The sequence below is a fragment of the Myxococcales bacterium genome, assembly GCA_022563535.1.
In the GTDB taxonomy this organism is placed as follows: Bacteria; Myxococcota_A; UBA9160; order UBA9160; family UBA4427; genus DUBZ01.
In genome coordinates this window covers 1-8,027 of the sequence record JADFNE010000117.1, presented here as the reverse complement: position 1 = coordinate 8,027, position 8,027 = coordinate 1, and the positions used below count along the sequence as shown (strand labels likewise).

Below are 8,027 nucleotides of genomic sequence, written 5' to 3'. Positions count from 1 at the left end.
CGTGACCAACTTTCACCTGCCCCGCTCGTCGCTGCTGCTGCTGGTGGCGGCCTTTGCGGGGCGAGAACACATCCTCGCGGCCTACCGCGAGGCAATCGCTGGGGAGTATCGGTTTTACTCCTACGGCGATGCCATGTTGATTCTGTGAGTACGCAATGATCGCCGATGGTTTTTCATTCGAATGCAAGGCGCGCGATGGCGCGGCGCGCTGCGGACAACTCACGACGCCCCACGGAACCATCGAGACCCCGGCCTTCATGAGCGTCGCAACCCTTGGCGCCGTGCGCGGAGTGGCGGCCCATGACCTGGTGGACCTCGGGGCGCAGATCTTGTTGGCCAACACCTATCACCTCCACGAGCGCCCCGGTGAGTCGATCATCGAGGGTCTGGGCGGGCTGCACGGATTTACGGGCTGGCAGGGTCCTTGGCTCACGGACAGCGGTGGCTTCCAGGTGACGTCCATGGCCGATCGTGTTTCCGTCGACGACGAGGGCGTGACGTTTTCCTCGCCCCTCGACGGCACCCGGCGCCTGTTGACCCCCGAGAGCGTGATCGGGATCCAAGAAGCGCTGGGCAGTGATATCGCGATGGTGCTCGACGAATGCTTGAAACCGATCGCAGACGGCGCTGCAAAGCAGACCCGCGCGGACGTCGAAGCTGCTCTCGAATCGGCACTCGACCGCACCTTGCGCTGGGCGGAGCGCAGCGCCAAAGCGCGCAAGCATCCGCGGCAAGCGGTTTTTGGAATCGTGCAGGGGGGAATCGCGGCGGAAAGACGCCGACGCAGCGCGAGACTGACCGGAAGCATCGGGTTCGACGGCTACGCTCACGGTGGCCTCGGCCTGGGCGAAGAACGCCAAGAACGTCGAGATGCGATCGCCTGTGCCCACGACGAACTCGAGCAGGCCGCACCGCGCTACCTGATGGGACTGGGAAAGCCAGTCGATATCGTGGACGCGATTGCCGAGGGAGTCGATTTATTTGACTGCGTCGTCCCCACCCGAAACGGACGCCACGGCCTGCTCTTCACCAGCCAGGGTGTGCTGACGCTGCGAAACGCTCGCTTCAAAGACGACCCGCGTCCGCCGGACCCGACCTGCAACTGCCCCACCTGTACTCGCTACTCCCGCGCTTATCTGCGCCATCTGCTCCATATCGGCGAAGTGCTGGGGTCGCGTCTCGCGACCCTGCACAACCTCAGCTTCTACTTCCAGCTGATGAAAGACGCGCGCCGACACATCGAAGCGGGAACCTTTGCGGGGTTCCACAGCGAAGTCGAAGCCCTCGCTGGGCTGCGAGCGGACTGAGCCCGGCAGGTCGATGATGGAACCGGGCGAATACGTCCCGGAAGCCGCCCGAGGCGATCGGCCAGCTCCGCCGAACACCCCGCCGCCCTCCCCCGCGTCGATTTTCTCGATCTACCTGAGATTGCTCATGAATTTTTTCCCGGGGTCGGTCGAAAGCATGAGTTCGAACCCTTCTCCGGGGCGAAAACCGGGACACCCCGCGTTTTCCCGGCGGCCAATTCGGCAAAGCCCTCAGGCTCGCGCCCAAAGCAGCCGATGAATCGGCAATCAGACCAGACGCCTGCGGAGCGAGCTGCCTACGCGTGGTGTAGAGGAGGGAAGATGCAGCGATCGATTCGAAAGATTGTGCCGCTCTTTGCGGTGATCTCAATGCTTGGCGTGATGAGCACGAGCTTCGGCTGCGCCTTTGGCGAGATCTATTGGACCGACCCGCTCAAACGCGAGTATTCCCTCAGCGAAATACAAAAGCGCTACACGAATTTGGTGCGCTTTGGCGCATTCGCACAAGCCAGCAAGTATGTCGACCCCGCTCTCATCGAGACCTACCTGGCCAATTTTCCCGACCAGAGCGATTTGGTATTTACCGATTTCAACTCGGGTCGTATCCAGTTTGTAGAGGAAAGCGGACGCAAGGGTGCCACCGTCAAGGTGAACTACTCCGCCTACTACACCCACTCCCCGATCGTTTTCCGAATCGTCGAAACCCAGAACTGGTACCGCAAAGGTCCTGGAAACTCATGGATGGTGCGCCCGCAATTCGAGGGTCTCGAAAAGTTCGTCGCCGCCAACTGAGCCGCCTGCGCGGAGAGACCATGGCTAGCAGCATCCGGGCTGTAGTAGCGAAGGGGAATGGATGAGCTGGGAACATACCGTTCTGCTCGTCGACGACGTTGAAATGTTTCGGGAGCTGGGCTCGCTCTTTCTCGCCCGGACCGGACGCATCCTCACCGCGAGATCCGGCGAGGAAGCCATCAAAATTGCCCGCCGCGAACGCCCGGATGTCATCTTGCTCGATCTGATGATGCCCGGTCTCGACGGCGATACCGTCTGCCGCGTCATCAAGAGTGATCCTGAGCTGAGCGATACTCCGGTCATCATGCTGGTCGGCGCAAACGAAGCGAGTGAGTGGGGACGCGCAGTTCGCGCCGGAGCAGACGACGTGCTCAGCAAGCCCATCTCTCGCGTTTCCCTGATCGAGACCGTGCGTCGCTACCTCACTGGAGGCCACCCCCCGGGCCAGCCGCGAATCAACATCAATTCCAACGTCAAAATTCAACACGGCACCCGCAGCGTCACCGCACGACTCAAAAACCTCTCCCGCGGTGGAATCTTCATCGAAACCGACTGCGAGTTTTTGACCAAATCCGAAGTGAAATTGCAATTCGAGCTGCCCGACAATCCCACCGACTTTGATCCGACCGCCCAGGTGATCTGGACGCAAATCAATAAGGTGAAGTCGCGAAACCGGGGCATCGGCATGCGTTTCGTGAATATTTCGAGTGATCTCGTACGCAATCTCGAGGACTATATCTACGACCGCGCGCTCGAGCCCTACCCCGCCACCTTGGAAGAAACAGTGTGAAGAAGAAGCGCCTGTCCCAGCTGCTCGTCGTCATTCTGCTCGCGCTCGCGACGGGTTTTGCGATCGCCAGTTCCCCGGCCGGGGCCTCGGCTGATGCACAAGAAGCCGACCGCAAGAGTTACTGGCAGAGTCGATATTCGAGAGTGTTGGCCCGCGCGAGCATGGCGGAAGCCCGCCTCGAAACCAGCCGAAAGGCGCTGCGCAAGGCGCGCCAACGCGATCGCTTCAGGGGCGCGCGCCGCAGTGAGATCTTGAGCGACCTCGAAGAAGCAGAAAAAGAGCTCGCAGAAGCTCACAGCATGCTCGTGAAGTTCCCCGAATCCGCGCGCCGAGCCGGGATTCCTCCCGGCTGGCTACGCGAAGTCGAAGATCGACTGGCCCACGAGAGCTAGCGGACCGTCGAGGTCCCCACCCTAATTGAGCGGGTTCGAATCGAAGTCTTCTTCGCTCAGACTCGAGGTAAGTCGAGAGTCTGAATGCCTGTCCTTGATCACCGCCAACACCCGATCGCCTTGCTTTACGATCCGAAAGTGGCGGCTAGCGGCGTGGCCCTTGCCGGGCTTCATGCGCACGTGTTCGACAACCACGGGCTCCGAGTCGTCCATGCCTGCTCCGACCGGGATCTCGATGCTCGTACCCGAGCCGTGGCGACCCCCACCTCCCAACTCGAGCCTGACGAAATACGGCTGCTCGGCCTGGGTGGCGCCACCTGAGCTGACCGCTCGGTCAGCCGAAGCGCGAAGCACTTCCAATCGCTCAACAATGCGATCTTCGTAGGCCTTGTCCTCGATCTTCGGTCCCGGTGTAAATCGCGCGTAAGACTCCATCGACTTAAATTTCGAAGCTTCCGCCTGATTCTTGTAGCGCGCCGGAACCCGTTTCTTGTCGTTCGTGTACGCGAAAGTCCCGTCTTCGGTCTTCCAGCTGTACAGCGTGCCCGCCGATGCACTCGCTCCGAGCACAAAAGCCAGCGTGACGGCACCCATACGCACCGCCCAGTTCTTATTGCTGCTCCAATTCATGAGATCAGCCTCCTGTTCTGTTCTCATGTGGCATTGAACGGCCAAAAAGCTCAAGCTGCCGGTTCCTGAGCATGAAAGCAGTCGGCAGCTATCACTCATTGACAGCTGGCACAGCTCTCGTTATTTAAATGGCCGCCTTGGTGCGGGGTAGAGCAGTCTGGTAGCTCGTCGGGCTCATAACCCGGAGGTCGCAGGTTCGAATCCTGTCCCCGCTACCACCTACACATCCGAAGAGACCCAACAAGAGCCGAAAAGCCGATAGATACCAGCTGAGTAGGCCTCTTCGGCACCCAAAGACACTCGGTAACACCCGTTGACATCCAAGAAATCTGGGGGCAACTTTCGGGGCAACTTGCACTCCCCGAAAGGAGTTGCCCCCATATGCCGCTCACCAACGTCGCGATCAAGAGCGCCAAACCCGGCAAGAAAACCCAGAAGTTGTTCGATGGTGGCGGGCTCTACCTCGAAGTCACGCCTCGCGGCGGCACCTGGTGGCGACTGAAGTACCGCTATCTCGGCAAGGACAAGCGGCTGTCGATGGGCGTCTATCCTGACGTCACGTTGAAGCTGGCACGCGAGCGCCGCGACGAAGCGCGCAAACTTCTGGCCAACGGCATCGACCCCAGCGCGCACCGCAAGGCGAACAAGTCCGCGAAGTTCGGCCGCGCCGCGAATAGTTTCGAGGTAGTCGCCACCGAGTGGTTCGACAAGCAGAAGCCCAACTGGGCGCCGGCCCACGCGGCCCGTGTTCTCAGCCGACTCGAGCGATACGTCTTCCCGTGGATCGGCTCGACGCCGATCGCCGACGTGAGCGCCCCGGATGTGCTCGGCGTCATCCAGCGAATCGAGAAGGACGGGGCTCTCGAAACCGCGCACCGCACCCTTGGCAATTGCAGCCAGGTAATTCGGTACGCCGTCGCAACCGGGCGAGCGGACCGCGACCCATGCGGCGACCTGCGAGGCGCCCTACCCCCGACTCGAGCCAAGCACTTCTCCACGGTGACAGAACCGGAAGAAGTCGCGAAGGTTCTCCGCGCACTCGATGCCTACACGGGAACGCTCGTCGTTCACTGCGCCATTCGTCTCGCACCCCTGGTCTTCGTTCGCCCGGGTGAACTGCGGCGAGCACAGTGGCAGGACATCGACCTCGAGGAAGCGGAATGGCGCTTCGAGGTAACCAAGACAAACTCGCAGCACATCGTCCCGCTGGCCCGACAGTCCATTGCAATCTTGCGCGAAGTGGAACCGCTCACCGGGCAGGGTCGGTACGTGTTCCCAAGCGCGCGGGGTCCAGCGCGGCCGATGAGTGACAACGCGCTCACCGTCGCGCTGCGAAGTATGGGCATCGACCAGAAGACGCAGACCATTCACGGCTTCCGCGCGACGGCACGAACCATTCTCGACGAGGTGCTCGGCTTCCGCCCGGACTTCATCGAACACCAGCTGTGTCATGCGGTGCGCGACCCGAACGGCCGCGCCTACAACCGCACCGCCTACCTGCCCGAACGACGGAAGATGATGCAGGGCTGGGCCAACTATCTCGACAAGCTGAAGAAGGGCGAGAAGGTCATCCCCATCAACCGGGCGTCTGCGCCTGAGTCTCGGTAGCCGGGCGGGGACCGTGCCATTTTTCAGCCTCAATCGCGATGCAGGCGACTGGTTGCTTGTCTGGTCGAGGATGCTTCATCCTACTGATGATACTGCTGCGATCCGATATGCCGCCGCGCTCATCCACAAAGTCCACGGGTCTCGCAGAAAGCTTGTCATCGATCCTTTGTTGTACGGGGATTCGTTGCCTGACATCGAGAAGGATGCTCTCGCCCGAGTCGACCGTGCGAGCAATGCTGGAGCTGTGCTCCACTACGTCAGGAAGATGGGACTTCGCGGTAAGAAAGTTGGCCTCAGGATGGCTTACGAGCACCGCGACGGGGTCCTGCAGTCCTCGGGTCGGAAATATGGGGAGTCTCGCGTGAAGAGTGATTTCTACGAATTCAGAACAGTCGCGCATCTATGGTGCGCTCACACATTTACGAACATCACCAACGCGAACGCGGAGCCGGTGAAGGCTTTACTGCGCAAAGACATGCCGTACTTCCTGGCCGTCGCCGAGTGCTACCGAAAGTTCGGGGAAGAGTGGACCGCACTTCGGAGAAAGAATCCTGAGCCGCTGCTCTATTCGGAAGAGACCTGGAAAGTCCCCGATGACTACCCCCTTCCCGAGTTCTCGTTCACGGTCGATTCCTAGACTGTTCTAACCGGAATCGAACAGTGTCAGATGGGCCGAGGCTCGCTCGCCCTATCCCCCGCACCGCCTATTCACTGGCGTGTTGCGTTTTGGGACAGATTTCCTGCAACCCGCCGTCGCTCATTTCGAGCGTCTGAGTTGGCTCTGACTTGTCCTAAAACCGAACCAAGTCAGCCGTCGATTGCCGCTACCTAAAGTGCCTTGCACCCGGTAATAACCGGTAAATGGCGCAGAACCCCGGAGCGTGCGCTTCGGATTTGTAGGAGGAAGAAAATGGCAGCGGAACAACGAGAGACGACGGACGCACCCATGCGATTCATGCGAAGGCCAGCGGTCATGGACTGCACCGGCTTGGGGCGCACGGCAATCGACGACCAAGAGGCTGCGGGTGACTTCCCGCGGCGCTTTCCGATTGGCCCGCGAGCCGTGGCTTGGCTCGAGAGCGAGGTCAGTGCTTGGCAAAAAGCTCGAATCGAAAAGGCGCGAGCATGAGCGCGCGCGCCACACCTCAAACTCGTCTCGACCCCTTCAGGGCCATCTCAGCACAAAAACGAGCCAAAACCGCGGCCGGGCGATTTGCCGGCTGCGCGAATGCCGGCGAGTTTCGACCCGACTGCGCATGTACCCGGGTTGGGCGAGCTCATCGCTCGCGCGGGCGAGAAGACACGGGAGCAGGAGCTTGAGGGGTACTGGGCGGCCATCGACGCCCAGACAATTCGCGAGGAGACATGGCGCGCGATTGACGAGCGCGCGGACGATTCGAAGGGCGGTGTTTTCGAATGAGTTCACCTGAGTTCCCGGAAATAAACGGAAACGGCTGGAAGCACTACCACGTGCTCGAGGCCCAGGACATGCTCGAGCGGCTGCCCGAGAAAGACCGAGCGCCGGCAATCGGGATAACCGACGGTCCTGGCATCCCACCGAGAACCGCCATCAACATACTCGTGACGCTTGCGGCGATGCCTGTAGCAACCCGGCGAGAAGTCTTCGAGTTGTACCGGAGTGAGGATCCGCGAGATGTGAGTCTCGCGATAAGCCGTTCAACAGGTCTGCCACCAATTCCTGATCCAAGGCTTGCGGCCACGCGGGAACTCATCCGCAGCATCAAGAAGATGTTGCAGTATTTGGCGCGCAGCATCGATCGGCGCACTGACCACCACACCGAACCATTGCAACACATCATCGATCTCACGAAGGCCGAGCTCAAGTTGCTGGAAAAGGAATGGGCCGAATTCCGTAGAGCAGAACAGCGCGCTCAGTTGGCATGGTTGGTCCCAGCGAGCACGCGGGAAGGCAACGAAGCGCTGAAGCCGCGCGCAGAAGAAATCAGGACTGTGCGGGACAGATTCGCTGAACGAGATGCAGCAGTTGGCCCGACGGAGTTCGTATGAGCGAAGCCGAGCCAATTCGCGGGCCATTTGAAGACAACGCAAAGGATCGCCTCGACTTCACCAACTTTCATGCGGGTTCAGCAGAGGAACTCGAAAACGAGCTTCGCGCTACAGAGCCCCTCGAGGCCCGCCAAGCCCTCGCCAGGTGTTATGCCCCAAAACTGGTGGAGATCGACGCCGCCCTGGCCGCCGCCCACAGCACAACGATTGATCGCCAGGCTTTCGCCGATCTAGTCGAAGAAATTCGCAGCAACACTCCGACGAATGGTGAGGCCGCAGTTAAATCGATCGCCTTGTCGTCTCTCGTTACCAAGCTGTCAGACGTGAAGATCGACAGGTGGGAGTATCTATTCGAGCACCGGATTGCATTTGGCTGTCTCACAATGTTGTTCGGTGAGCCCGGGCTTGGGAAGTCCGCGGTGATTGCGAACCTCGTCGCGAAGCTATCTCTGGGCCACGAGTTGCCGGACGGACGTAGCC

The 8,027-nt window shown here is 60.5% G+C and carries 12 protein-coding genes and 1 tRNA gene; 12 read left to right on the top strand and 1 reads right to left on the bottom strand.

The features are described from left to right. The 5 genes from IH881_19625 to IH881_19605 all read left to right on the top strand — a co-directional run. Positions 1–148, top strand: a 148-nt coding sequence (locus IH881_19625) for an S-adenosylmethionine:tRNA ribosyltransferase-isomerase (GenBank protein ID MCH7869911.1), incomplete at its 5' end; no start/stop codon positions are given. 7 nt (positions 149–155) lie between these two features. Continuing rightward, positions 156–1,307, top strand: a complete 1,152-nt coding sequence (gene tgt / locus IH881_19620) for a tRNA guanosine(34) transglycosylase Tgt (GenBank protein ID MCH7869910.1) — start codon at positions 156–158, stop codon at positions 1,305–1,307. Between the two features lie 321 nt (positions 1,308–1,628). Continuing rightward, positions 1,629–2,099, top strand: a complete 471-nt coding sequence (locus IH881_19615; protein MCH7869909.1) for a hypothetical protein — start codon at positions 1,629–1,631, stop codon at positions 2,097–2,099. A gap of 61 nt (positions 2,100–2,160) precedes the next feature. Next, positions 2,161–2,889 carry a response regulator gene (locus IH881_19610; GenBank protein ID MCH7869908.1) on the top strand — a complete coding sequence of 243 codons (729 nt, stop codon included), beginning with the start codon at positions 2,161–2,163 and terminating at the stop codon, positions 2,887–2,889. Further along, complete coding sequence (locus IH881_19605) at positions 2,886–3,281, top strand: hypothetical protein (protein MCH7869907.1); 396 nt, start codon at positions 2,886–2,888, stop codon at positions 3,279–3,281. The genes IH881_19610 and IH881_19605 overlap by 4 nt, the downstream gene beginning before the upstream one ends. Positions 3,282–3,302: 21 nt before the next feature. On the opposite strand, the gene IH881_19600 is transcribed toward IH881_19605, so the two are convergent. Continuing rightward, on the bottom strand, positions 3,303–3,911 hold the full coding sequence (locus IH881_19600) for a DUF4124 domain-containing protein (protein ID MCH7869906.1): 609 nt from the start codon (positions 3,909–3,911) through the stop codon (positions 3,303–3,305). A 141-nt stretch (positions 3,912–4,052) separates the two neighbouring features. Here IH881_19600 and IH881_19595 point away from each other — a divergent pair. The 7 genes from IH881_19595 to IH881_19565 form a co-directional block, all read left to right on the top strand. Next, positions 4,053–4,129: transfer RNA gene (locus IH881_19595), tRNA-Met, on the top strand. A 163-nt stretch (positions 4,130–4,292) separates the two neighbouring features. Then, entirely contained in the window at positions 4,293–5,519 is a 1,227-nt protein-coding gene (locus IH881_19590) for an integrase arm-type DNA-binding domain-containing protein (protein ID MCH7869905.1), read from the top strand. Positions 5,520–5,880: 361 nt separating this feature from the next. After that, positions 5,881–6,156, top strand: a complete 276-nt coding sequence (locus IH881_19585; GenBank protein MCH7869904.1) for a hypothetical protein — start codon at positions 5,881–5,883, stop codon at positions 6,154–6,156. A 309-nt stretch (positions 6,157–6,465) separates the two neighbouring features. Next, positions 6,466–6,648: an AlpA family phage regulatory protein gene (locus tag IH881_19580; protein MCH7869903.1), complete on the top strand. Its 183-nt coding sequence runs from the start codon at positions 6,466–6,468 to the stop codon at positions 6,646–6,648. A 99-nt stretch (positions 6,649–6,747) separates the two neighbouring features. After that, on the top strand, positions 6,748–6,939 hold the full coding sequence (locus IH881_19575) for a hypothetical protein (GenBank protein MCH7869902.1): 192 nt from the start codon (positions 6,748–6,750) through the stop codon (positions 6,937–6,939). Then, on the top strand, positions 6,936–7,547 hold the full coding sequence (locus IH881_19570; protein MCH7869901.1) for a hypothetical protein: 612 nt from the start codon (positions 6,936–6,938) through the stop codon (positions 7,545–7,547). Before IH881_19575 ends, IH881_19570 begins: the two co-directional genes overlap by 4 nt. Beyond that, positions 7,544–8,027, top strand: a 484-nt coding sequence (locus tag IH881_19565) for a hypothetical protein (GenBank protein ID MCH7869900.1), incomplete at its 3' end; no start/stop codon positions are given. The genes IH881_19570 and IH881_19565, both read left to right, overlap by 4 nt.